The sequence below is a fragment of the Sphingomonas carotinifaciens genome, assembly GCF_009789535.1.
Classification (GTDB): domain Bacteria; phylum Pseudomonadota; class Alphaproteobacteria; order Sphingomonadales; family Sphingomonadaceae; genus Sphingomonas; species Sphingomonas carotinifaciens.
Genome location: NZ_WSUT01000005.1, coordinates 1898808 through 1922105, shown reverse-complemented (window position 1 = coordinate 1922105; position 23298 = coordinate 1898808). Strand labels below are relative to the sequence as shown.

Sequence of the window (23298 nt, the reverse complement as noted above, 5' to 3'; positions counted from 1 at the left end):
GCGCAAAAGCGCACTGATCGAGGGGGCATCGCCGCTTGCCCCCTCCCGCCAAAAGGGGCATGATATAATCAGCGGGTTGCCATGAGCCTGACCCCGCAATTCCTCGACGAGCTCCGCGCCCGGACGACGCTGTCCGCGCTCGTGGGCAAGAGCGTCAAGCTTCACAAGGCGGGGCGGGAGCATAAGGGCTGCTGCCCGTTCCACAATGAGAAGACGCCCAGCTTCTACGTCAACGACGAGAAGGGCTTCTATCACTGCTTCGGCTGCTCCGCGCATGGCGACGCCATCCGCTGGATGACCGACCAGCGCGGCCTGCCCTTTATCGATGCGGTCAAGGAACTGGCACAGGCGGCCGGGCTGGAGATGCCGGCGCAGGATCGCCGCGCCGCCGAAAAGGCGGAACGCGCGCGCGGGCTGCACGATGCGATGGGCGACGCTGCGACCTGGTTTACCGAGCAACTGGGCGGCCTGTCCGGATCGGAAGCGCGCGGCGTGCTGGACAAGCGCGGCATCCGCCCCGACACCGCCCGCGCCTTCGGCCTGGGCTTCGCGCCGGACAGCCGTGGGCAGCTCAAGGCCGCGCTCAAGGATTATGGCGCGCCCGCGCTGATCGAATGCGGCCTGCTGATCAGCGTCGAGAACAAGGAGCCTTACGACCGTTTCCGCGGCCGGCTGATGATCCCGATCCGGGACCAGCGCGGCCGGGTGATCGCGTTCGGCGGCCGGATCATCGGCGATGGCGAGCCGAAATATCTCAATTCCCCCGACACGCCGCTCTTCGACAAGGGGCGCACGCTCTACAATCTCGATCGCGCCGCGCCTGCGGTGCGCAAGTCCGGCCGCGTGCTGGTGGTCGAGGGGTATATGGACGTGATCGCGCTGGCGCAGGTCGGCATCCATGAGGCGGTGGCCCCGCTCGGCACCGCGCTGACCGAACACCAGCTGGAAAAGCTGTGGCGCATGGTCGAGGTGCCGGTGCTGTGCTTCGATGGCGACGCCGCGGGTCAGAAGGCCGCGATCCGCGCCGCGCACCGCGCGCTGCCGCTGCTCCAGCCGGGGCGCAGCCTGTCCTTCGTCACCCTGCCGCAAGGGCAGGACCCCGACGATCTGGTCCGTGCCAGGGGTGCGGGCGCGATGGAGGAACTGCTGGCCAGTGCCCAGCCGCTGGTCGACCGGCTTTGGCAGAGCGAGATGGCGGCCGAACCGCTCGACACACCCGAACAGCGCGCCGGGTTGAAGCAGCGACTGTCCGAACTGGCCGGCACGATCGCCGACCAGGGTGTGAAGTTCGAATATCTCTCCGAATTCCGCCGCCGCGCCGACGAACATTTCCGCCCGGCCAAGAAACCATTCGTGCCGTTCCAGAAGCGCACCGGCCCGTGGAAGCCCCCGCCCCTGCCCGTGACCGAGGATGCCAAGGCGTTCCGGGCAGCGGGGATCGACCGGGTACTGGCCAAGGCGGTGCTGGCCGGACTGATCCGCCACCCGGCCGAAATCGCCCGGCACATGGAGGTGCTGGGATCGCTGCGGCTGGTCGACGGTGCGCTGGGCCGATTGTTCGAAGCGGTGGTCGATGTCGCGCTGGAGGATCAGCGCGGACAGGACCCGCTTGATAGCGGGCGGCTCGTCACCATATTGGCGCGGTCCGGTTTCGAGACAGTCGCAAGCGAACTGCTGAGGGCCGATACGATGCCATATTCGTTTACGCAGCGATCCGCCGACCACGGCCGTGCCCGTGCCGACCTGGACGAAGCCATTGCGATCCTGATCGCACGGCCCGAGGTCGACACGATGCTGGCGGAGGCGACGCAGGCGATGCAGTCCGAATTCACCGCGGACGCATTCGAACGGCAGGTGGCATTGGTGAGGGAAAAACAGGCGTTGGAGGATCGACTTGCAAATCTGGTGCAGTCGAACGAAGACGCCCGTGCGATGGGATCCGAGGGCAATTGATGGCGAAGGCGAATATGGCGGCGGACACGACCGACACCACGGAAACGGGCGATGCGCCGCTGATCGACCTGAACGATGCGTCGGTCAAGAAGCTGATCGCGCGCGCGAAGAAGCGCGGCTACATCACCTATGACCAGTTGAACGAGGCGCTGCCGCAGGACCAGATGTCCTCCGACCAGCTTGAGGACATCATGTCCGCCTTGAACGAGATGGGCGTCAACATCGTCGAGAACGAGGAAGCCGGCGAAGACGGCGAGGCCGAGGAGGATTCCGCCGACGAGGCGGAGGCCGTCGACGGCGAGTCCGATGGCGCCGCGCCCGCGCTCGAAACCAAGAAGAAGGAAACCGTTGATCGCACCGACGATCCGGTCCGCATGTACCTGCGGGAGATGGGAGCCGTCGAGCTGCTGTCGCGCGAGGGCGAGATCGCGATCGCCAAGCGGATCGAGGCGGGCCGGGACACGATGATCCTGGGCCTGTGCGAATCGCCGATCACCTTCAACGCGATCATCGACTGGTCGACCGCGCTCAACGAAGGCACGATGCAGCTTCGCGAGATCCTCGATCTCGACGCGATGCTGTCCAAGGATGCCGGCCCCGGCGACCTGTCCGACGACGAGGACGACGATTCGGGCGAGATCAGCGCCAAGAACGCCGGCCCGCAATTCAAGGAAGAGGAAGAACCCGAAGAGGTCTCCTCCGACGATGACGACGACATGACCGAACGGCGCGCGCCGCGTCCCTCGGACGACGAGGAGGAGGACAACACCCTCAGCCTCGCGCAGATGGAGGAAACGCTCAAGCCGCAGGCGCTGGAAAAGTTCGCCAACATCACCGCGCTCTACAAAAAATTCTCCAAGGTCCAGCAGAGCCGCCTCGACGCCATGGCGGGCGGCGACGACCTGTCCGCGGCCGACGAGAAGAAGTATCACAAGCTGCGCGAGGAGCTGACCGCCGAGGTCGAGAGCGTGCAGTTCCACAACCAGAAGATCGAATATCTGGTTGACCAGCTTTATGCCTATAATCGCCGCCTGACCGCGCTGGCCGGGCAGATGCTGCGTCTGGCCGAGCGTCACAAGGTCAACCGCAAGGACTTCCTGGACCGCTATCTCGGCCATGAGCTCGACGAGAGCTGGCTGGATGCGGTGCGCGGGCTGGACAAGAAGTGGGGCAATTTCGCTGCCAACGAGGCCACGACGGTGGACCGCATCCGCTCGGAAATGGGCGAGATCGCGCAGCAGACCGGCATGGCCCTCACCGAGTTCCGCCGCATCGTCAACATGGTGCAGAAGGCGGAACGCGAGGCGCGTATCGCCAAGAAGGAAATGGTCGAGGCGAACCTGCGCCTCGTCATCTCCATTGCCAAGAAGTACACGAACCGTGGCCTTCAGTTCCTGGACCTGATCCAGGAGGGCAATATCGGCCTGATGAAGGCGGTGGATAAGTTCGAATATCGCCGCGGCTACAAGTTCTCCACCTATGCGACGTGGTGGATCCGGCAGGCGATCACCCGCTCGATCGCGGATCAGGCGCGGACCATCCGCATCCCGGTCCACATGATCGAGACGATCAACAAGCTGGTCCGCACCAGCCGCCAGTTCCTCCATGAGCAGGGTCGCGAGCCCACGCCGGAAGAAATGGCGGAGCGCCTCTCCATGCCCTTGGAGAAGGTGCGCAAGGTGATGAAGATCGCCAAGGAGCCGATCAGCCTCGAAACGCCGATCGGCGACGAGGAGGATTCGCATCTCGGCGATTTCATCGAGGACAAGAACGCCGTCATCCCGGTGGACGCCGCGATCCAGGCGAACCTGAAGGAAACGGTCACCCGCGTCCTGGCCTCGCTCACCCCGCGTGAAGAGCGCGTGCTGCGCATGCGCTTCGGCATCGGCATGAACACCGATCACACGCTGGAAGAGGTCGGCCAGCAATTCTCGGTGACCCGCGAGCGCATCCGCCAGATCGAGGCCAAGGCGCTCAGGAAGCTGAAGCACCCCAGCCGCAGCCGCAAAATGCGGTCGTTCCTGGACCAGTAAGCTGCACTACTCCCTCTCCCCTCCGGGGAGAGACCGGGGTGAGGGACCGCCAAGCCGTGCCACGCTGCTGGAATTCCCTAACTCTCCCGTCGCTGCACTACAGGCCCCGCCCCCTCCCCAAAGGGGCGAGGAACTTTTTCTTCTCCCTCTCCCCTCCGGGGAGAGGGTCGGGGTGAGGGGCCGCCAAGCAGTGCCACGCTGCTGGAAACCCCCTCACCCCCTATCGCTTCGCGACGGGCCCCGCCATTTCCCCGGAGGGGAGAGGGGTTTTTCTCCCACCCTCACCCCGCTACGGCGCTCCTCATGAAGCGCATCCTCCTCGCACTCCCCCTGCTGCTGGCATCCGCCGCCACCCCCACCAACACCCCCAAGCCCGGCTTCGTCCGCGTCCAGATCAACACCACCGAGGGGCCCATCGTCGTCGCCCTCGACATGCGCCGCGCCCCTGCGACCAGCGCCAATTTCCTCGCCTATGTCGATGACGGCCGCTTCGACGGCACCACCTTCTACCGCGCCGCACGCGGCAAGGCCGATCCGAAAAAGGGCTTCGTCCAGGGCGGCATCCGCACCGATGCCCGCCGCATCCTGCCCCCCTTCCCGCTAGAGACGACCGCCAAGACCGGCATCCGCCACACAGACGGCGTGATCTCCATGGCGCGTGGGCAGACCCCGGCCTCGGCCGGCGGCAATTTCTTCATCACCGTCGGGCCGGCGCCCGCGATGGACGCCCGCCCCGGCTATGCGGGCTATGCCGCGTTCGGCCATGTGGTGGCGGGCATGGAGACGGTGAAGCGCATCCTCGCCAAGCCATCGGGCGGCGGCATGGATGCCTTCAAGGGGCAGATGATCCTGAAGCCCGTCGGCCTCGTCTCCGCCAAACGGCTCGACGGGCGGCCGAAACCGACCGGCCAGCCCAAGCCCTGGCTCATCAACATCGGCGGCCGATGATAATATGCTGAGTTCAACCCAACACTCGTTCGTGCTGAGCGCAGTCGAAGCACAGCCACCCGCGCTTCGCCTTCGACTATGCTTGATCCGCCTGGACGGGGGTAAACCAGTCTCAGCATAGTCCGCCCTGAACGCGCCCACGAAAAAAGGGCGCGGAAGCCAAAACTTCCACGCCCTTTTCCATTCAGGCCAAGGCCTGTGCCGGGATCACTCCGCGGCGGCAGTGCCCTTGGCAGGACGCGTGTCGCGGCGCTCGGCGATACGCGCCGACTTGCCGGTGCGGCCACGCAGATAATAGAGCTTCGCACGACGAACCGCGCCCTTGCGGACGACGTCGATCGAATCGATATTCGGCGAGTAGAGCGGGAAGACGCGCTCGACGCCCTCGCCGAAGCTGATCTTGCGCACGGTGAACGACGAGCCCATGCCCTTGTTCGAACGCGCGATGCACACGCCCTCGTAGTTCTGGACGCGGGTGCGCTCGCCCTCGACCACCTTCACGCCGACCTTCAGCGTATCGCCGGGGCGGAATTCGGGGATCTTCTTCGTCTCGTTGAACTTGGCGATCTGCTCGGCTTCGAGCTGCTGGATCAGGTTCATAAACAAACGTCCTCAATCATCGCCGCGCGCCAGAGGGCGACCGACCCGAGCGCCCTCATGACGCTCCCAAAGGTCCGGCCGCCGTGACCGTGTATCGTCGCACGCCCTGGCATGGCGCCAGGCGGCGATCTTCGCATGATCCCCCGATCGCAGCACTTCGGGGATCGTGCGCCCTTCCCACATGGCGGGCCGGGTGTACTGCGGATATTCGAGGAGGCCGCTTTCGAAGCTTTCCTCGTCTCCGCTCGAAGCCGCGCCCATTACCCCTGGAAGCAGGCGAACGCAAGCGTCGAGCAGCACCAGCGCGCCCATCTCGCCGCCCGACAGGACATAGTCGCCGATCGACACCTGCTCGATGTCGCGCGCCTCGAACAGACGCTCGTCGAACCCCTCGAACCGCCCGCACAGGATCGTCACTCCCGGCCCCGCCGCCAGATTGCGCACGCGCTCCTGGTTCAACGGCCGCCCCCGCGGCGTCATCGCCAGCACCGGCCGCCCCTCGTCCGCCACCGCATCCACCGCCGCGGCCATCACATCGGCCCTCAGCACCATCCCCGCCCCGCCCCCCGCCGGCGTATCATCCACCGACCGATGCCTGTCCGTCGCAAAATCCCGGAGTTGCACGGCATCGCAGGCCCAACGCTCTTCGCGCAGCGCACGTCCAGCCAGGCTGTGCCCGAGTGGTCCGGGAAACATCTCGGGATATAGTGTCAGGATGGTGGCGTGGAAAATCGGGGTCACGGCGTTCGTTTCAGGCAGGAAAGGTCAGCATGCAGATCATGCGTGCCATACATGGACGCCGTATAACAAGGAACGATGATCCCGCTCCGGCGCTTTGGCCCGCCATGGACGATTGCATCATCATCGGCGCCGGGCCGGCCGGCCTGACCGCGGCGATCTATCTGGCCCGGTTCCATTTATCGATCCGCCTGTTCGACAGCGGGTCGAGTCGTGCGGCGATGATCCCGTGCACGCACAACCATGCCGGCTATCCCGACGGGATCAGCGGCAAGGACCTGTTGGCCGCGATGTTGGCACAGGCGGAGCGTTACGGCGCCCGGCGGGAAGCGGCGCGGGTAACGGCCATCGAACGGGACGGCCCGGGGTTCCGCGTGGTGACCGATCAGGGGGCCTATGGGGCGCGTACCGTTCTTCTGGCCACGGGGGTAGTGAACCATCGTCCGAAGAGCCTGCTGCCCGAGGTGCACGATCCGGCGCTGGAGCGTGGGTTGCTGCGCTATTGCCCCGTGTGTGACGGGTATGAGGTGACGGACATGCGTGTCGCGGTGATCGGGACGAGCGATCATGGCATGCGCGAGGCGCTGTTCCTGCGAGGGTTCACCCGGGACGTTACGCTGATTGCGCCGGAGGCGGAGCATATGCTGGACGAGGCATGTGCGCGGGCGCTGGACGAGGCGGGGGTCGTGCGGGTGGACGGGCCATGCGGCGGCTGGGCGATCGAGGGGGAGCAGCTGGCGCTGGATACCGCGGCCGGGCGGATGCGCTTCGACAGCATCTACCCCGCGCTCGGCAGCCGCATCCGGTCGCATCTGGCCGTCGCGGCCGGCGCGCGCGCCACCGACGAAGGATGCCTGGAGGTGGACGATCATCAGCGCACCAGCATCCCCGGCCTGTTCGCGGCGGGCGATGTGGTCAAGGGGCTGGATCAGATCAGCCACGCCATGGGCGAGGCCGGGGTCGCGGCAACGACGATCCGCAACCTGTTGAGCGAGCAGCGCCCGATCAGGCGATAAAGGCGCGCGTGACGATCAGGCGGTTCGCGTCCCATTCGGGCACCGCCTCGACCTTCATCGGCACCATGAAACGGCGGCCATCGGGCCATTCGATCTCGATCACGTCGCCCGCGCCGAAATCCTCGATCGCGACAACGTGACCCACCGCCTCGCCATCGTCGGCGACGACGGGCAGGCCGAGCAGATCGGCGTGGTAATATTCACCCTCCTCCAGCGGAGGCAGGGCGTCACGCGGCACCGTCAGTTCGGTACCGCGCAAGGCCTCGGCGGCATTGCGATCGCTCACCTGCGCGAAGCGGGCGATCGCGCCGTTCGAACCATGCCGCAACGACTTCAGCGTCAGCGTGCCATCGTTGAAGGTGGTGAAAGCGGACATGTCGTCCGCAAACACCTTCAGCCGGACCTCGCCACCGATGCCATGGGCGCCGATGACGACGGCCAGCACGACGGCACCGTCAGGCCTGGGGCGAGCCGGTGTCGCCGTCGGGGGCGTCGTCGCCGCCTTCGGCTGGGTCCGTCGTGGAGACGCCTTGGTTGGTGGCATCTTCGTCGTCATCGCGGTCGGTCCGGGGATCAGGGTCGATCATGGTCATGCGCTTTTCCTCTCACACGAAGGGAAGAGGCAAACGCATGACCATGGCAAACCGATGCTTATGCTTCGGCGGTGGCTTCTTCAGCAGCCTTGGCCTTCTCGGCACGCTCCTCGGCGCGCTCCTTGGCCTTCTCGCCCGGCTCACCCTTCTTGGGGTTGCTGCGCGCGGCGCGCTCCTTCACGCCGGCCACGTCCAGGAAGCGGGCGACGCGGTCGGTCGGCTGCGCGCCATTGGCCAGCCAGTGCTTCGCACGCTCGGCGTCGAGCACGATGCGCTTCTCGTCGTCCTTGGCGAGCAGCGGGTTGTAGTTGCCGATCTTCTCGATGAACTTGCCGTCACGGGGGCTACGCGCATCGGCCACGACGATGCGGTAATAGGGGCGCTTCTTGGAGCCGCCGCGCGACAGGCGAATGGAAAGTGCCATGATGTTCGTCCTTCGTTTCTAACTGGATGATGATGGTGATCCGGCCGAGGCCGGGGTTACTTCTTCTTCAAGAGGTTCTCGAAACCGGCGGGGAGCTTGGGCATGCCATCCGGGCCGCTGCCCATGCCGCCCGGGCCACCCAGACCCGGCAGGCCACCGCCCGCCTTGGTCATCATGTCGCCCATCTGCGGGCCGCCCAGCGCATTGCCGAGCCCGCCAAGGCCGCCCTTGCCGAGCATCGACATCATGCCCTTCAGGCCGCCCATCTTCTTGATCTTCTTCATGGCGGTGGACATTTCCTGGTGCATCTTCAGGAGCTTGTTCACCTCCTGCACCGTGGTGCCCGACCCCTTGGCGATGCGGATCTTGCGCTTGGCGTTGATCACCTCGGGCTTGGCGCGCTCCTTCACCGTCATCGAGGTGATGATCGCGTCCATGCGCACCAGGATCTTGTCGCCACCGGCATCGTTCAGCGCGTTCTGCGCCTTCTTCATGCCCGGCATCATGCCGGCCAGCGCCCCCAGCCCGCCCATGCGGCGCATCTGGGCCAGCTGACCGCGCAGGTCGTCCATGTCGAACTGACCCTTGGCCATCTTCTTGGCCATGCGCTCGGCATCTTCGGCCTGGATCGATTCGGCCGCCCGCTCGACCAGGCTGACCACGTCGCCCATGCCCAGGATGCGACCGGCGACGCGCTCGGGATGGAAGCCCTCCAGGGCGTCCAGCTTTTCGCCGGTGCCCGCGAACTTGATCGGCTTGCCGGTGACCGAGCGCATCGACAGCGCCGCGCCGCCGCGCGCATCGCCGTCCATCCGGGTCAGCACGATGCCGGTCAGCGGCACCTGTTCGGAGAAGCTGGTCGCGACGTTCACCGCGTCCTGACCGGTCAGCGAGTCGACCACCAGCAGGATTTCCTGCGGACGGGCGATCTCGGCGACCGACTTCATCTCGTCCATCAGCGCCTGATCGACGTGCAGGCGGCCCGCGGTGTCGAGCATCAGCACGTCGAAGCCCTGCAGCTTGGCCGCCTGGATCGCGCGCCGCGCGATGTCGACGGGCTGCTGGCCCTGGATGATCGGCAGCGTCGCCACCTCGACCTGGGTGCCCAGCGTCGCCAGCTGCTCCTGCGCGGCCGGGCGATTGACGTCGAGCGACGCCATCAGCACCTTTTTGCGCTCGCGACCCGACAGGCGCTTGGCGATCTTGGCGGTGGTGGTCGTCTTGCCCGAGCCCTGCAGGCCGACCATCATCACGATGGCGGGCGGCGTGACGTCCAGCGCCAGCGAGGATTCGTCCGCGCCCAGCATCGCGACCAGCGCGTCATGGACGATCTTGACGACCTGCTGCCCCGGCGTGACCGAGCGCAGCACGTTCTGGCCGATCGCCTGTTCGGTGACCTTGTCGACGAATTCGCGCGCGACGGGCAGCGCGACATCGGCTTCCAGCAAGGCCACGCGCACTTCGCGCATCGCGGTGCGGACATCCGCCTCCGTCAGCGCGCCACGGCCACGCAGACGGTCGAAAACGCCGCCAAGCCGGTCGCTCAAGCTCTCGAACATCGCCTACTCCAATCCAAATATCACCAAACGCAAAAGCGCCGGCGGGCGAAACCTCGCCGGCCAGCGTGCACCCTCGGGCGCGCAAATTCGCATTCCGTGACGGAACGTGGCCGGCCATCTACGCCAAAACACGGGTCGGCGCAAGCGAGGCGGGGAACACCACCCGGTTAACCTCTTCTACATCGCTGACGTGCAAGGAAAACCGGCGTGGGAGACGAACCGATCATCGTGGCCGATACGGCGCATGGCCCAGCGCGGATCTTCGCCGCCGGGCTGGCGACGGGCACGGCGCTGCTGGCGATTGCGGTGTTTTGCGCGGTGAACGGCTATGGTGGCCTGGCGCTGATGGTGCTGATCGCCGCTGCCATCGGCCTGGGCCTCGTCTATCGATCGATGCCGGCGAGCGTGCCGCGCCTCCCCTCGTTCCACCGGACGAGCCCGACCCCGGATCGCGATGCGTTCCGCACCGGTGCCGCCGCCCTGATCGATGCCGCGCGCCGCCGCCGCAAGGTCCCGACGCTGCTTCGCCTGGATATCGACCGGGTGCGGGCCATTTCCGGGCCGCAGGGGCGCGAGGCGCATGATCTGGCGCTGCGCCATGTTGCAGCCCTTCTGGACGACGAACTGCCGCGGTCCGCGCTCGTCGCGCGGCTGGAGGGGGATCGCTTCGCCGCGGTGATGGCGTTCGCCCCCGGCGACGCGGCACGGGTCGAGCGCATCGTCGATCGCCTGGCGGTACGGCTGGTGCAGCCGATCCGCCGCGACGGCATGGAGGTGCAGGCCAGCGTCACCTTCGGTCTGGCGCGCGACACCGGCCAGGAATCGCTCGACACGCTGCTCCGCCAGGCGGACATGGCGTTGACTGCATCGGCACAGGGAACGCGTGGCCAGCCCTGGTTCACGCCCGAGATCGAGCGGGCGCTGGGTGACCGCGCCGCCTTTGTCGCCGCACTGCGTGCCGGGATCGAGCGCGGCGAGATCGTGCCGCATTTCGATCCGCAGGTCGATCTGGGCAATGGGCGTCTCGTCGGTTTCGAGGTGCTGGCGCGCTGGCACCATCCCGAGCGCGGCATCCTGCCGGCCCGCGAGTTCCTCGGCATCGCCGAGGAGACGGGGCTGATCTGCGACCTGTCGCTCGCCGTGATGCGTCAGGCCTTTGCCGCCGCACGCGACTGGGACCCTTCGCTCAAGCTGGCGATCAACCTGTCCGCCACGCAGTTCCAGGATGCCTGGCTGGCGCAAAAGATCATCAAGATCCTGACCGAAACCGGCTTTCCGGCCCACCGGGTCGAGGTGGAGATTACCGAGCGCGCGCTGCTCGCCGACCTGCCGCTGGCCCAGTCGATCGTCGCCAGCCTGAAGAACCAGGGCATCGGCCTGGCGCTGGACGATTTCGGCACCGGCTATTCCAGCCTGGCGCATCTGCGCGCCCTGCCCTTCGACCGGATCAAGATCGACCGCACCTATGTGCAGGCGATGGGCGCGGATGCGGAGCGCGCCGCCATCGTGCAGGCGATCGTGCAACTGGGCGACAGCCTGAACCTGCCGACCACGGCCGAGGGGGTCACCGACGCCGATCTGGCCGAGCGGCTGCGCATGCTGGGCTGCGTCCAGGCGCAGGGTACGCTGTACGGCGAGCCGATGGCGTTGCCCGATATCCGCCGGCTGCTGGCCGAACGGCATCTGCTGTCCCGCGCGGTGGTGACGCCGGGGCCGGGGCTTACCAGCCCGCGCCTGGCTGGCTGAGATAGGCCTGTTCCTCGGGCGTCGATTCGCGGCCCAGCGCCGCATTGCGGCTGGGATAGCGGCCGAACCGGGCGATCACGTCGCGATGCTCGACCGCGAAGCGCAGATTTTCCTCCACGCCCAGCGCCTCGAACTTGCGGACGCTCAGATGCTGCACGGCCAGCGATTCGGCATGCATCAACGGCATGTAGAGGAACACGCGCCTTTCCGGTGGCAGGCGCATGTCCCAGCCCTTGTCGATCGCCTCCATGGTCAGCGCCAGCGCCAGCGTGTCGCCGTCATAGGCGCGCGCATCGCCCCGGTACATGTTGCGCGACACCTGATCGAGCAGGATGATCGCCGCCAGCAAGGTTTCCGGGTCGTCCCGCCACTCCGCCGCGCTGTCCGCCAGCACCGCATCGCGCAGCGCGCCGAACCGCTCGGTCAACGCCGCGTCCAGCTCCGCATCCTTGCCGAAATGCTGTTCCGGCGTCAGCGCGAACCAGAATGCCAACACGCTTTGCGCGTCTTCATGGACTATTGCGCCGCGCGCTCCTAGATCGCCATCCATGTCCGCTTCTCCTGCGCCCGAGGTCGTCAGCCTGGGTTGCCGACTCAACATCGCCGAGAGCGAAACGATCCGTGCGCTGCTCGGCGCGACGGAGGACACCGTCGTGGTAAATAGTTGTGCCGTCACGAATGAAGCCGTCAAGCAGACACGTGCCGCGATCCGCCGCGCCGCCCGCGCGCGGCCGGGGGCGCGCATCGTGGTCACGGGCTGCGCGGCCGAGATCGACCCGCACAGCTTCACCGCCATGCCCGAGGTGTCGCGCGTGGTGCGCAACCCGGACAAGCTGCGCCCGGAAAGCTGGGGCGCCCTGCCCTCCGCGACCCGGCCGGTGGCCTTCGGCCAACACGCCCGCGCCTTTGTCGAGGTGCAGAATGGCTGCGACCATGCCTGCACCTTCTGCATCATCCCCGCCGGGCGGGGCCCCAGCCGCTCGCTGCCCGCGGGCGGCGTGGTGGACCAGATCGCACGTGCGGTGGATGCCGGCCATAACGAGGTCGTGCTGACCGGCGTCGACCTGACCAGCTATGGCCACGACCTGCCCGGCCGGCCGACCCTGGGGTCGCTGGTCGAACGTATCCTGACCTTCGTGCCGGCCCTGCGCCGCCTGCGGCTGTCGTCGCTCGATTCGGTGGAGATCGACGCGCGGTTGTTCGATCTGGTGACGGGCGAGGCGCGGGTGATGCCGCACCTGCACCTGTCGCTGCAGGCCGGCAACGACCTGATCCTCAAGCGGATGAAGCGCCGCCACAGCCGGGCGCAGTCGGTGGAGATCGTCCAGCGGCTGCTCGCCCGCCGGCCGGAGATCGCGATCGGCGCCGACCTGATCGCCGGCTTCCCGACCGAGGATGACGCGATGGCGGCGGATACGCTGGCACTGGTCGAGGATTGTCGCATCGTCCATGCCCATATCTTTCCCTATTCCGCGCGCACCGGCACGCCCGCCGCGCGCATGCCGCAGGTGCCGCACGACCTGCGCCGCGCGCGTGCCGCCGCCTTGCGCGACGCCGCGGGCCGCGCGCGCGCGGCATGGCTGGCGGCTCAGGTCGGCAGCCGGCAGGAGGTGCTGGTCGAACGCCCCGGCACCACCGGTCACACCCCCGGCTTTGCCACCGTGCACCTCGATTCCCCGGCCCCGCCCGGCACCATCGCCCCGGTCCGCGTGACCGGCGCCACCGACACCCATCTCATCGGAACGCGTCTATGAGCACATCCCCCTCCTGGCACGAAAAGCTGCTGGGCGGCTTTCGCCGTACCTCCGACCGGCTGGTCGGCAATCTCGCCGGGCTTGGCGGCGCGCGCCTGGACGAGCCGACGCTGGACGATATCGAGGAGGCGCTGATCGCTTCCGACCTGGGGCCGGAGACCGCCGGCCATATCCGCCAGCGGCTGGCCGAGGGCACGTTCGAGCGCAACATGGAGGATCTGGGCATCCGCCTCGTCGTCGCCGAGGAGGTGGAAAAGGCGCTGGCGAAGGTCGCCACCCCGCTGGAGATCGACGCGTTTCCGCGCCCGCAGGTGATCCTCGTCATCGGCGTCAACGGATCGGGCAAGACCACCACCATCGCCAAGCTGGCGCATCTGTTCATGGAGCAGGATTACGGCGTGATGCTGGCCGCGGGCGACACGTTCCGCGCCGCCGCGATCGGCCAGCTTGCCACCTGGGCGGCGCGCGTGGGCGTGCCGATCGTCTCGGGCAAGGAAGGCGGCGACGCGGCCGGCATCGTCTATGAGGCGGTCAAGCAGGCCACCGCGACGGGCATCGACGTGCTGATCGTCGACACCGCCGGGCGCCTGCAGAACAAGCGCGAGCTGATGGACGAACTCGCCAAGATCCGCCGCGTGCTCGGCCGCCTGAACCCGGAGGCGCCGCACGACATCGTGCTCGTGCTCGACGCGACGACGGGCCAGAATGCGCTCAATCAGATCGAGGTGTTCAAGGACGTGGCGGGCGTCACCGGGCTGGTCATGACGAAGCTGGACGGCACCGCGCGCGGCGGCGTGCTGGTGGCGGCGGCCGAGCGTTACGGCCTGCCCATCCATGCGATCGGCGTCGGTGAAGGGATGACCGACCTGCGCCCGTTCGACGCCAGCGAGGTCAGCCGGATCATTGCCGGCATCGAAGGAGGCCGCAAGTGACCGCGGCGCGGGACGGTGCGCCTGACCGGGCCGGGCTGAAGCTGGGGCTGGAGTATGGGCCGCTGCTGCTGTTCTTCGCGGTCAACTTCCTTGCCCCCGCCGGTCCGCTGACCCGCGTGCTGATCGCCACCGGCGTGTTCATGGCCGCGACCGTGGTCGCGATGATCGTCAGCCGGATCAAGCTGGGCCGCGTGTCGACCATGCTGTGGCTGTCGGGCGCGCTGGTGCTGCTGTTCGGCGCGCTGACCCTGTATTTCCGCGACGAGCGCTTCATCAAGATGAAGCCGACCATCGTCTACACCGCCTTTTCGGCGATCCTGACCTATGGCCTGATCACCGGCCGACCGCTGCTCGAAGCATTGCTCGGTTCGGTCTATGCCGGGCTGACCCAGACCGGCTGGCGCAAGGTGACGCGCAACTGGGCGATCTTCTTCGCCTTCATGGCGGTTTTGAACGAGGTGGTGTGGCGCTCCAGCACCTGGGACTTCTGGGTGGGCTTCAAGCTGTGGGGCGCGATCCCGCTGACGCTGGGCTTCGCGCTCGCCAACATCCCGATGCTGATGCGCAACGGCCTGAGCGCAGGCGAGAAGCCCGTCGGCGACATTCCGCCCGAATAAGGAAAAGGGGGCGCACAGGTGATCCTGTACGCCCCCTTCCCATCCCTCCCGCCGGAGCGGGAGGGATGTCGACGTCAGGCGCCGGCCGCCTCGAAGCGCTTCGACACCTCGTTCCAGTTCACCACGTCCCACCACGCCTTCAGATAGGCGGCGCGGTCGTTCTTGTAGGTGAGGTAATAGGCGTGTTCCCACACGTCGTTGCCCAGGATCGGCGTGCCCTTGTCGGCCACGTCGTCCATCAGCGGATTGTCCTGGTTCGGGGTCGAGGTCACCTTGAGCGCGCCCGAGCCGTCGACGATCACCCACGCCCAGCCCGAGCCGAACTGCCCGGCGCCCTTGGTGTTGAAGTCTTCCTTCAGCTTGTCGAGGCCGCCATAGGCGTCGATCGCCGCCTGCAGCTTCTCCGACGGCTGGCCACCGGTGCCCGGCTTGGAAAGGATCTTCCAGAAGAAGTCGTGGTTCCAGTATCCACCGCCATTGTTGCGCACCAGCGGCGGCTGCGACGAGATCTGGCCGAGAATGTCCTCGATCGACTTGCCCTGCAGCGATGCGTCCTTTTCGACGCCTTCGTTCAGCTTGTCGGTATAGGCCTTGTGATGCTTGTCGTGGTGGAAGGTCATCGTCTCCTTGGAGATCACCGGCTCCAGCGCGTCATAGTCATACGGCAGCGGGGGCAGTTCGAACGCCATTTCTTTGTCTCCTTGGGGATTTGCCGTGGCAAACGCGAGGCGCCCCAAATGGCTCCCCCGGCCTGATTACGCAACCGTACCGATCAGGTCATGACGACGAAGCGCATGACGAAGCTGATCATAGGACAGGCCGAGCGCATCCGCCGTAGTCCGCTGGTTGAACCGGTTGTCCGCCAGCGACTTGGCCAGCAACTCCCGCTCGAACCGCGCCACCCGGCTCTTGAAGTCGGACGGCCCCACTTCACAGGCGGCGACCTCGTCGCCCGAGGACGGCTCCTCCCTCGCCGGCGTCGACGGCGCCGCGGCGACGGCGGCGGATGCCGCGGGCGACTGTCCCTTGGGCCGGAACGGCGACTGGAACGGATCGATCTCGATCGCATCCACCGGCCCCTCCCGCTCCCACCGGTACACGGCGCGCTCCACCACGTTGCGCAATTCCCGCACATTCCCCGGCCAGCGATGCTGCATCAACGCATCGACCGCCGCCGGCCCGAAGCCCGGCCAGCGGTCCCAGCCGATCTCCGCCGCCATCCGCCGCCCGAAATGATCGGCCAGCACCATGATATCGGCCTGCCGCGCCCTGAGCGGCGGCAGCGTCACGACCTCGAACGACAGCCGGTCGAGCAGGTCGGCGCGAAACTCGTGCGCCTCCACCTTGTCGGGCAGATGTTCGTTGGTGGCGGCGACGATGCGGACATCGACGCGCATCGGCCGCGACGCACCGATCCGGGTTACCTCGCCATATTCGACCGCGCGCAGCAATCGGTCCTGCGCCGCCATCGACAATGTGCCGAGCTCGTCCAGGAACAGCGTGCCGCCATCGGCTTCCTCGAACCGCCCGGCGCGCGTCTTGGCGGCGCCGGTGAACGCACCCGCCTCATGCCCGAACAATTCCGCCTCGATCAGCGTTTCGGGAAGTGCCGCGCAGTTCATGACGACCAGCGGCTGGTCCCAGCGCGGCGACAGGCGGTGGAGCCGTTCGGCCACCAATTCCTTGCCCGTTCCCCGCTCGCCGATGACGAGCACGGGCCGGTCCAGCGCCGCCGCCCGGCTAGCGCGTTCCAATGCGTCGAGGAACGCCCCCGACTGACCGATTACCTGGCTCGTCCGCTCCATGGCCAATTGGTGGCGGATTTCACCAAGGCTTGGCAAGCGGGAATATGGGTTAGGCGTGCAACGATCGGCAAACCGCACGAAAAACCGCCATTTTTGAAACTGGCACGGGTCCTGCAAAGCTGTTGGCATCCCGCCGATCGGCGGATCACCAAGGTTCAGAAAAAAGGGATTTCCACCATGTTCACCACCGAGATCAGCCGCAAGTTCGCCACCGTCGCCTGCACCATCCTGATGAGCGCCACCTGCCTGTTCGGCGCGCTGGCCCCGGCGACGGCGTCCCACACCGAAACCCCCGTTGCGGCGGCGACCGGTCCGGTCGCATAATCGCCGCAACCTGTTTCCCCAAGGAGTACCCGATGGGCATTTTCTCCCGCACCCGCGATATCGTTGCCGCCAACTTCGCCGACCTGCTCGACAAGGCGGAGGACCCCGCGAAGATGATCCGCATGATCATCCTCGAAATGGAGGAAACGCTGGTCGAGGTGCGCGCCTCCGCGGCCCGCACGATCGCGGACCAGAAGGAGATGCGCCGCCACATCAGCAAGCTGGAGCAGCTTCAGGCAAGCTGGACCGAAAAGGCCGAGCTGGCGCTGTCCAAGGACCGCGAGGACCTGGCCAAGGCGGCTCTGGTCGAGCGGCAGAAGGCGGCCGACATGGCCGACCAGTTGTCGGTCGAGGTGCAGGTGCTCGACGATGCGCTGCGCGCGTCGGAAGAGGACATCACCAAGCTGCAGAACAAGCTGCGCGAGGCCCGCACCAAGCAGAATGCGGTGCAGACCCGGCTGGAAAGCGCCAACACCCGCGTCCGCCTGCGCGAGATGTGGAACGGCCCCAAGACGCACGACGCCTTCAGCCGCTTCGACGTGCTGGAACGCCGGGTGGACGAGGCCGAGGGCCGCGCCGACGCACTGGGCCTGGGTGTCGCCAAGACGCTGGAGGAGGAGATTGCCGAGCTGCGCACCTCCGACAAGGTCGATGCCGATCTCGCCGCCCTGAAGGCGCGCATGAAGAAGGAGGGCTGAGATGGAAGACATCGTCGTCCCCATCGTCGCGTTTCCGATCATCTTTCTCGGCCTGCCGTGGCTCATCTTCCACTATGTCACCAAGTGGAAGCAGGCGCCCAAGATCACGCATGAGGACGAGCAACTGCTCGACGAGCTGCACATGCTCGCCCGCCGCCTGGAAGACCGGGTGAACACGGTCGAACGCATCGTCGCCGCCGACAATCCCAACTGGAAATCGGGCATCGCCGCCCCCGAATGGCAACCCGAACCCCGCCTGACCAAGGGCGACTACGCACCCGATCGGAGGAACTGACATGTCCGCCAGCCGCACGCAATTCTACCTCGACAAGCAGAACGCCAAGTTCAAGGGCGTGTGCGCCGGGATCGCCGACTATACGGGGATCGACGCGCTGTGGGTCCGGGTCGCCGCCGTCCTGCTCACCGTATCGGGCGTCGGCATCCCCTGGGTTCCCCTTGCCTATGTCCTCGTCGCCTGGATGGCGACGGCCAAGCCGATCGGCCTGTATCAGACCGATGACGACGCCAAGTTCTGGCAGGGTGTCCGCTCGAACCCGAAGCGTTCGACCGCCGAGGTCCGCTCCAAGTTCCGCGACATCGACCGCCGGCTCGCCGACATCGAGCTGCACTATACCAGCCGCAACAGCCGCCTGGCCGACGAGATCGACAGCCTGCGCTGACCCGGAGGATAAGACCATGTCCCCTGATAAATTCGCGACGATACAGGCCCTGTTCCCCTTTATCGCGATCATGGCGTCGCTGGGGATCGGCGGCTGGGTGCTGACCACCTGGATGCGCATCAAGAACGGCTACCCGCTGGACGGTGCCTGGGGTCAGGCGATCTATCCCAAGACCGATCAGGAGGCCGCCGAGCGCATCCGCCTGCTCAGCCAGGAAAACGCGCAGCTCCGCGCCGAAATGGGCGCGGTCAAGGACCGGCTTGCGGTGGTGGAACGCATCGTCACCGATGGCAGCCACCGGCTGGATCACGAGATCGAGCAGCTTCGGCACAAGGCGAACTGAAGGACCGAGCCATGAACGGATATGTCATCGCCTTCTTCTTCATCCTTGTCGGCTTGCCGGTGATGGTCGGCGTCGCTGGCGACATGTTCAAGCGCCACCTGCGCTTCAAGGAGCGGCAGTTGGAGATCATGGGCTCGCAAACCGCGGAAAAGGCTGCACAATATGCAGCGCAGACCGAGCGTCTGGAACAGCGGGTGCGCGTGCTGGAACGCATCGTCACCGACAGGGGGATGGACCTGTCGGACGAGATCGAGCGGCTGCGCGACGAGCGTCCGCTCAACTGAAAACCAAAAGATACAAGGGAGATGAAAGATGAGCGGCGGACAGGTGATGGTCGTCCTGATCGTGATGATCGTGATGATCGCCAGCGTCGTCAGGGGTAAGCATCGGCGATCGCCCGGGCTCGACCTGATGGACCGGAGCCATGGCGAGCAGGACGGCGAAACCCGCGCGATGCGCCAGGAAATGCAGCAGTTGAAGGAGCGCATCCAGGTGCTGGAGCGCGTGATCACCGACAACCACAAGACCGTCGACCTCGACCGTGAGATCGACCGGCTTCGCGACCGCTAAGGGAGGCGGACATGACGGACCCCGATTTCTACATCACCATGGCCGCCGCCGGGCTCGTCGGGCTGGGCATGACCACCGCCGCCGCGCTGGCCGGATGGCGCGGCTGGCTCCAGCTCAAGAACCGCGAATATGACCGGGCGCACGACCTGCCCTTCACGTCCCCGGCCAATGCGGGCGCCCGCATCGAAATGGCGGACCTGAAGGAGCGCATCCGCAAGCTGGAGGCGATCGCCGCGGGGGTCGACCTCTGAACCGGGCAAGGGGCGTTTTGCCCCCGGCGGTTGCCCCCGGGGGCCCGAGGCGGTAGCGCAGGGCCCATGCCGAACCTAGCCGACCTTCGCGACGAATATGATTTTCTCGACGCCGACGATCGCTACCGGTTGCTGATCGATCTGGGCCGCGAGCTGGAGCCGATGCCCGAGCCGTTGAAGACCGATGCGACGCTGGTACGCGGCTGCTCCGCATCGGTCTGGGTCTATCCGACCCGCCAAGAGGACGGCACGCTCCATTTCCTCGCCGATTCGAATGCGGCGATCACCAAGGGGATCATCGCGCTGGTCCTGCTCACCGTGCAGGACCGTGAGCCCGCCGCGATCTCCGCCACCGATATCGAGGGAGAACTGGCCCCCTTCGACCTGAAGAACCAGCTGAGCTCGAACCGGACGCAGGGGATTCCGAACATGATCGCGCTGATCCGGGATACAGCCGCGCGCTACGCCTGAGGGGTACCCCGCCCCAGACGCATGGCGATTTCCGCCACCGGATCGCCGGGCGACACCACCAGCCATTCGCCTGGCCGCGCGGTATCGACCAGGGTGACGGCGTTCCTGGGGCACAGCTTCAGGCACCTGGTCTCGACTACGCCCAGCGGTGCCTTGCGCCCCTTGCCCCCGATCAGCTTGCGCAGCACCTTGGCGAGCGGCGTCCTGCCCTTCGGGCCGAACCCGCCACCGACCTTCTTGGAACATTTGCCGCAGACCAGCACGGCGCCGGTCCACTCCGCCTTTGCACGCCGGATCATGCGCGCTGCGTGCTCCGCATCTCCTCGGCGGCACGCAGCACCTCATAGGCGGCCTGCACCTGCTGGAACCGCGTCGCCGCATCCGGATCGTTCGGGCGGACATCGGGGTGATTCGCCTTGGCCAGTCCGCGCCACGTCGCGCGGATCAGGTCGAAGGTGGCGTCCGGCTCCAGCCCCAGCACGTCCAGCGCGCGCATCTCGTCACGCGACCGGCTGCCGTCGCCCGACCCCGCCCAGCCATGATGGCGCGATTGCGCATAGCCGGCATTGGTCCGCCGCTCGCCCGCTTCGCGCGCCGCCGCTTCCTCGGCGTCCAGCCCCTGAAAATAGTCCCAGCCGCGATTATACTCGGCGGCATGGTTGGTGCAGAAGTACCAACGATCGGGATTGTTGGGAGATTTGGGGGCCGGACAATTGCCCGGCTCGTCACAGCCGTGCCGGTCGCAGATCCGCACGGGCTTGGCCTCGCGGCCCGAGCCATAGCCTCGCCAGCGGGGAAAGCCCCAATCGTTCGATCGTGTAGTCGGTCGCGCCACAGGAGCGGACATAAGGCGATGCGCCGCCGGTGCAAGACGTGGCGCGCGCGCGAAAGGTGCCATGCCGGCCGTAACCCCTTGACCGTCGCGCCTGCCCTGCCATCATGAACATGTCATGAAAGCTCTCATGTCCGAAGAAAACGGACAGTGGTGCCGATGCTTTAGCGAGTAGGATCAATGGTGCCGACTTCCCGTTCCTTTATGGCCAATCTTCGGGCGGATGTCCCGGCCTCGATCGTGGTGGCGCTGGTCGCCCTGCCCTTGTGCCTGGGCATCGCACTGGCATCCGGGGCACCGCTCTTCTCGGGCCTGATCGCGGGGATCGTCGGCGGGCTGGTCGTCGGCTTCGTGTCGAAATCGCCCCTGTCGGTCAGCGGGCCGGCGGCCGGGCTCACCGTGATCGTGCTGGAAGCGATCGAGCGGATGCCCAGCTACCAGATCTTTCTGGTCGCGGTGATGCTGGCCGGCGTGCTGCAACTGGGTTTCTCCTTCACCCGCGCCGGCATTCTGGCGGAATTCGTCCCCTCCTCCGTCATCACCGGCATGCTGGCCGCGATCGGCCTGATCCTGATCCTGAAGCAGGTGCCCCATCTCGTCGGCTATGACGGCGATTTCGAGGGCAGCTTCGAATTCGCCACCGCATCGGGCGGCAACACCTTTACCGACCTGTGGACCAGCGTGACCAGCGACGTCACGCCCGGCGCGATCGTCATCGGCGTCGTCTGCCTGCTCTTCCTGTTCACCTGGGACGCGTACCGCCCCAAGCAGGGTCCGCTGCGCTTCGTGCCCGGCCCGCTGCTCGTGGTGGTGATCGGCGTCGTCGGCAATGCGCTGCTCGGCGCGACCGTGCCGGGCTGGCAACTGGGCGCAAAGCATCTGGTGCAGGTGCCCGTCGCCGGCAGCCCGGCGGAGTTTGTCGGCCTGTTCCGCATGCCCGATTTCAGCGGCCTGACCATGGGCGTGGTGTGGACCAGCGCGGTGACGCTGGCGATCGTCGCCAGCCTGGAATCGCTCCTGAGCGTCAAGGCGGTGGACGAGATCGACCCGCGCCGCCGCACCACCGACAAGAACTGGGAGCTGATGGCGCAGGGCAGCGGCAACATCGTGTCCGGCCTGCTCGGCGGCCTGCCCGTCACCTCGGTGATCGTCCGCTCCTCGGCCAATGTCGATGCCGGCGCCGAAAGCAAGCTGTCCGCGATGCTGCACGCGCTGTGGCTGCTCCTGTCGGTCGCGCTGATCCCGGTGATGCTGAACCTGATCCCGCTCTCGGCGCTCGCCGCGGTGCTGATCGCCACCGGCTACAAGCTGACCAAGCCCAAGCTGTTTACCGAGCGGTTCAAGCAGGGCTGGACGCAGTTCGTGCCCTTTGTCGCCACCGTGCTGGCGATCCTGTTCACCGACCTCCTGATCGGCATCCTGATCGGCCTGGCCGTCGGCTTCGTGTTCGTCGTCGCCCGCAACTTCCGCACCGCCATCACCTTCGCCTGCGAAGGCGAGGATTGCCTGATCCGCGCTCGGCGCAACCTGTACTTCATCCACAAATACGAACTGCAACAGCAGCTTGCCCGCGTACCCGACGGCGCGAACCTGCTGATCGACCTGTCCTCCACGTCTTATGTCGACCTCGACAATGTCGACATCATCAACGCCTTCATCAAGGGCGCCGCCTACCGCGACATCGACGTGATCGTCCGCGGCGACATCGCCGAGCGCAGCGCGCCGCTCATCAACGCCCCCATCGCCGGAGTGCGCTTCGCATGAGAGAATACAAGCAGCTCCTGCTCGCCAACAAGGCGTGGGCGACCGAACTGATCGAGGAAAAGGCGGACTTTTTCGAACGCCAGACGGCGGGGCAGAAGCCCGATTTCCTGTGGATCGGCTGTTCGGACAGCCGCGTCACGCCCGAGCGGATGACGATGACCCCGCCGGGCGGCATGTTCCTGCACAGGAACATCGCCAACCTCGTCCATGACGACGATCTGAACCTGTTGTCGGTGGTGCAATATGCCGTCGACGTGCTGAAGGTCCGCCACGTCATCCTGTGCGGCCATCATGGGTGCGGCGGGGTGCAGGCGGCCCTGTTGGGCGGGACCAGCGGCCCGGTCGATACCTGGCTGGGCAATGCCCGCGACGTGCTGCACCGCCACCGTGCCGAGATCGATGCCGAACCGACCGAGGACGGCAAGGTCAACCGGCTGGTCGAGCTGAACGTGCGCGACCAGTTGATGCATCTCGCGCGCATCGACATCATCCAGAACGCCTTCCGCGAAGGCCGCGAACTTTGGCTGCACGGCTGGGTCTACGACATGCGCGACGGCCATATCAAAACGCTGATGGAAATCGACGCCAGCACCGAATTGAGCGCGGTCGGCAACCCCGACAAGGTCCTGGTGTAATCCGGTCAGCCA

29 protein-coding genes and 1 pseudogene are annotated in these 23298 nt (G+C 66.7%); 19 read left to right on the top strand and 11 right to left on the bottom strand.

Features of this window, described 5'->3' with window-relative positions; genetic code table 11:
- Window positions 1-81 precede the first annotated feature (81 nt).
- The 3 genes from dnaG to GQR91_RS11220 all read left to right on the top strand — a co-directional run bounded on the left by dnaG (window position 82) and on the right by GQR91_RS11220 (window position 4934).
- The gene (gene dnaG, locus GQR91_RS11230) at window positions 82-1953 is read left to right on the top strand and encodes a DNA primase (RefSeq protein ID WP_149681693.1); all 1872 of its coding nucleotides are present in this window, start codon (window positions 82-84) and stop codon (window positions 1951-1953) included.
- Window positions 1953-3986 carry an RNA polymerase sigma factor RpoD gene (gene rpoD, locus GQR91_RS11225; protein WP_149681694.1) on the top strand — a complete coding sequence of 678 codons (2034 nt, stop codon included), beginning with the start codon at window positions 1953-1955 and terminating at the stop codon, window positions 3984-3986. The genes dnaG and rpoD overlap by 1 nt, the downstream gene beginning before the upstream one ends.
- Before the next feature lie 303 nt (window positions 3987-4289).
- Complete coding sequence (locus GQR91_RS11220) at window positions 4290-4934, top strand: peptidylprolyl isomerase (RefSeq protein ID WP_149681695.1); 645 nt, start codon at window positions 4290-4292, stop codon at window positions 4932-4934.
- 207 nt (window positions 4935-5141) lie between these two features.
- On the opposite strand, the gene rplS is transcribed toward GQR91_RS11220, so the two are convergent.
- Together rplS and trmD are read right to left on the bottom strand one after the other, a co-directional pair.
- The gene (gene rplS, locus GQR91_RS11215; protein ID WP_112382516.1) at window positions 5142-5534 is read right to left on the bottom strand and encodes a 50S ribosomal protein L19; all 393 of its coding nucleotides are present in this window, start codon (window positions 5532-5534) and stop codon (window positions 5142-5144) included.
- Between the two features lie 16 nt (window positions 5535-5550).
- Window positions 5551-6230, bottom strand: a pseudogene (trmD, locus tag GQR91_RS11210) (tRNA (guanosine(37)-N1)-methyltransferase TrmD).
- Between the two features lie 149 nt (window positions 6231-6379).
- On the opposite strand from trmD, the gene GQR91_RS11205 reads away from it, so the two are divergent.
- Window positions 6380-7288, top strand: coding sequence for an NAD(P)/FAD-dependent oxidoreductase (locus tag GQR91_RS11205; protein ID WP_149681696.1), 909 nt, complete (start codon window positions 6380-6382; stop codon window positions 7286-7288).
- Here GQR91_RS11205 and rimM read toward each other — a convergent pair.
- From rimM to ffh, 4 genes are read right to left on the bottom strand one after another with little or no spacing between them, the layout of a single operon-like run.
- Window positions 7278-7733 carry a ribosome maturation factor RimM gene (gene rimM / locus GQR91_RS11200; RefSeq protein WP_235903913.1) on the bottom strand — a complete coding sequence of 152 codons (456 nt, stop codon included), beginning with the start codon at window positions 7731-7733 and terminating at the stop codon, window positions 7278-7280. The two genes, GQR91_RS11205 and rimM, sit on opposite strands and share 11 nt — an antisense overlap.
- A gap of 10 nt (window positions 7734-7743) precedes the next feature.
- A complete protein-coding gene (locus GQR91_RS19545) occupies window positions 7744-7881 on the bottom strand; it encodes a hypothetical protein (RefSeq protein WP_235903914.1) in 138 nt (45 codons plus the stop codon).
- Between the two features lie 58 nt (window positions 7882-7939).
- Window positions 7940-8305, bottom strand: coding sequence for a 30S ribosomal protein S16 (rpsP, locus tag GQR91_RS11195; protein WP_112382519.1), 366 nt, complete (start codon window positions 8303-8305; stop codon window positions 7940-7942).
- A 56-nt stretch (window positions 8306-8361) separates the two neighbouring features.
- Complete coding sequence (gene ffh, locus GQR91_RS11190) at window positions 8362-9864, bottom strand: signal recognition particle protein (protein WP_112382520.1); 1503 nt, start codon at window positions 9862-9864, stop codon at window positions 8362-8364.
- Window positions 9865-10071: 207 nt separating this feature from the next.
- Between ffh and GQR91_RS11185 the strand changes: the two genes are divergently transcribed.
- Window positions 10072-11610: a putative bifunctional diguanylate cyclase/phosphodiesterase gene (locus GQR91_RS11185; RefSeq protein WP_149681697.1), complete on the top strand. Its 1539-nt coding sequence runs from the start codon at window positions 10072-10074 to the stop codon at window positions 11608-11610.
- Here the strand turns inward: GQR91_RS11185 and GQR91_RS11180 are convergent.
- Window positions 11585-12160, bottom strand: a complete 576-nt coding sequence (locus tag GQR91_RS11180) for a DUF924 family protein (RefSeq protein ID WP_149681698.1) — start codon at window positions 12158-12160, stop codon at window positions 11585-11587. The two genes, GQR91_RS11185 and GQR91_RS11180, sit on opposite strands and share 26 nt — an antisense overlap.
- On the opposite strand from GQR91_RS11180, the gene mtaB reads away from it, so the two are divergent.
- Genes mtaB through GQR91_RS11165 form a run of 3 tightly spaced genes read left to right on the top strand, consistent with a single transcriptional unit; the run spans window position 12159 to window position 14913 of the window.
- Entirely contained in the window at window positions 12159-13364 is a 1206-nt protein-coding gene (mtaB, locus tag GQR91_RS11175) for a tRNA (N(6)-L-threonylcarbamoyladenosine(37)-C(2))-methylthiotransferase MtaB (protein ID WP_149681699.1), read from the top strand. The two genes, GQR91_RS11180 and mtaB, sit on opposite strands and share 2 nt — an antisense overlap.
- Window positions 13361-14296 (top strand): signal recognition particle-docking protein FtsY, encoded by a 936-nt coding sequence (ftsY, locus tag GQR91_RS11170; protein ID WP_112382524.1) that lies wholly within the window; start codon window positions 13361-13363, stop codon window positions 14294-14296. The genes mtaB and ftsY overlap by 4 nt, the downstream gene beginning before the upstream one ends.
- The gene (locus tag GQR91_RS11165) at window positions 14293-14913 is read left to right on the top strand and encodes a septation protein A (RefSeq protein WP_235903915.1); all 621 of its coding nucleotides are present in this window, start codon (window positions 14293-14295) and stop codon (window positions 14911-14913) included. Before ftsY ends, GQR91_RS11165 begins: the two co-directional genes overlap by 4 nt.
- Before the next feature lie 74 nt (window positions 14914-14987).
- Here GQR91_RS11165 and GQR91_RS11160 read toward each other — a convergent pair whose 3' ends face one another.
- On the bottom strand, window positions 14988-15602 hold the full coding sequence (locus GQR91_RS11160) for a superoxide dismutase (RefSeq protein WP_149681700.1): 615 nt from the start codon (window positions 15600-15602) through the stop codon (window positions 14988-14990).
- A 66-nt stretch (window positions 15603-15668) separates the two neighbouring features.
- On the bottom strand, window positions 15669-16718 hold the full coding sequence (pspF, locus tag GQR91_RS11155; RefSeq protein ID WP_149681701.1) for a phage shock protein operon transcriptional activator: 1050 nt from the start codon (window positions 16716-16718) through the stop codon (window positions 15669-15671).
- Window positions 16719-16727: 9 nt separating this feature from the next.
- Here pspF and GQR91_RS19130 point away from each other — a divergent pair, with 9 nt between their 5' ends.
- From GQR91_RS19130 to GQR91_RS11115, 9 genes are all read left to right on the top strand, one after another.
- Window positions 16728-17042 (top strand): hypothetical protein, encoded by a 315-nt coding sequence (locus tag GQR91_RS19130; protein WP_149681702.1) that lies wholly within the window; start codon window positions 16728-16730, stop codon window positions 17040-17042.
- Between the two features lie 32 nt (window positions 17043-17074).
- A complete protein-coding gene (pspA, locus tag GQR91_RS11150) occupies window positions 17075-17740 on the top strand; it encodes a phage shock protein PspA (protein ID WP_149681703.1) in 666 nt (221 codons plus the stop codon).
- Window position 17741: 1 nt separating this feature from the next.
- Window positions 17742-18035 (top strand): envelope stress response membrane protein PspB, encoded by a 294-nt coding sequence (gene pspB / locus GQR91_RS11145; protein WP_149681704.1) that lies wholly within the window; start codon window positions 17742-17744, stop codon window positions 18033-18035.
- A gap of 1 nt (window position 18036) precedes the next feature.
- Window positions 18037-18420, top strand: coding sequence for an envelope stress response membrane protein PspC (gene pspC / locus GQR91_RS11140; RefSeq protein ID WP_112382529.1), 384 nt, complete (start codon window positions 18037-18039; stop codon window positions 18418-18420).
- Window positions 18421-18490: 70 nt separating this feature from the next.
- Window positions 18491-18763, top strand: a complete 273-nt coding sequence (locus GQR91_RS11135; protein WP_375781567.1) for a hypothetical protein — start codon at window positions 18491-18493, stop codon at window positions 18761-18763.
- Window positions 18764-18774: 11 nt separating this feature from the next.
- On the top strand, window positions 18775-19047 hold the full coding sequence (locus tag GQR91_RS11130) for a hypothetical protein (protein ID WP_112382531.1): 273 nt from the start codon (window positions 18775-18777) through the stop codon (window positions 19045-19047).
- Between the two features lie 28 nt (window positions 19048-19075).
- On the top strand, window positions 19076-19333 hold the full coding sequence (locus GQR91_RS11125; protein ID WP_235903916.1) for a hypothetical protein: 258 nt from the start codon (window positions 19076-19078) through the stop codon (window positions 19331-19333).
- Window positions 19334-19344: 11 nt separating this feature from the next.
- A complete protein-coding gene (locus tag GQR91_RS11120) occupies window positions 19345-19584 on the top strand; it encodes a hypothetical protein (RefSeq protein ID WP_112382532.1) in 240 nt (79 codons plus the stop codon).
- A 66-nt stretch (window positions 19585-19650) separates the two neighbouring features.
- Entirely contained in the window at window positions 19651-20055 is a 405-nt protein-coding gene (locus GQR91_RS11115) for a SufE family protein (RefSeq protein WP_149681706.1), read from the top strand.
- On the opposite strand, the gene GQR91_RS11110 is transcribed toward GQR91_RS11115, so the two are convergent.
- Window positions 20046-20354: a (2Fe-2S) ferredoxin domain-containing protein gene (locus tag GQR91_RS11110; RefSeq protein ID WP_149681707.1), complete on the bottom strand. Its 309-nt coding sequence runs from the start codon at window positions 20352-20354 to the stop codon at window positions 20046-20048. The genes GQR91_RS11115 and GQR91_RS11110 overlap by 10 nt on opposite strands.
- A complete protein-coding gene (locus GQR91_RS11105; RefSeq protein ID WP_211368601.1) occupies window positions 20351-20902 on the bottom strand; it encodes a J domain-containing protein in 552 nt (183 codons plus the stop codon). Before GQR91_RS11105 ends, GQR91_RS11110 begins: the two co-directional genes overlap by 4 nt.
- 189 nt (window positions 20903-21091) lie before the next feature.
- Between GQR91_RS11105 and GQR91_RS11100 the strand changes: the two genes are divergently transcribed.
- Together GQR91_RS11100 and GQR91_RS11095 are read left to right on the top strand one after the other, a co-directional pair.
- Complete coding sequence (locus GQR91_RS11100) at window positions 21092-22651, top strand: SulP family inorganic anion transporter (protein WP_235903917.1); 1560 nt, start codon at window positions 21092-21094, stop codon at window positions 22649-22651.
- Window positions 22648-23286: a carbonic anhydrase gene (locus GQR91_RS11095; RefSeq protein ID WP_149681708.1), complete on the top strand. Its 639-nt coding sequence runs from the start codon at window positions 22648-22650 to the stop codon at window positions 23284-23286. Before GQR91_RS11100 ends, GQR91_RS11095 begins: the two co-directional genes overlap by 4 nt.
- Window positions 23287-23298: the final 12 nt, after the last annotated feature.